At 72.8% G+C, this 279-nt stretch carries 1 protein-coding gene; it reads right to left on the reverse strand.

Annotation, left to right across the window (positions count from 1 at the left end):
• On the reverse strand, positions 1–239 hold a 239-nt coding region (locus BST15_RS21045; RefSeq protein WP_207572075.1), incomplete at its 3' end, for a hypothetical protein.
• Positions 240–279: the final 40 nt, after the last annotated feature.

The raw sequence follows: 279 nt of genomic DNA on the forward strand, positions 1-279 counted from the left end.
GCGGCACCCGCCGCACCGGCACCACCGTTACCGGCGTTACCGCCCGAGCCCGCAGCACCCACGGCACCCGCCGAGGAACCCGTACCCGCAGCACCACCGTTGCCACCGACACCACCGTTACCACCAGCGCCGCCGTTACCGTCACCGGTCACAAACGACCCGGCCGCACCATCGATGCCGTTGCCGCCCGTACCACCGGCGCCACCGTCAGCGCCGGCACCCGTGGTCGCACGGGTCACACCATCTGCGTTCAGTCCGCCCAGGCCACCGTTGCCGCCC

The sequence above is a fragment of the Mycolicibacter arupensis genome (assembly GCF_002086515.1).
GTDB lineage: Bacteria > Actinomycetota > Actinomycetes > Mycobacteriales > Mycobacteriaceae > Mycobacterium > Mycobacterium arupense.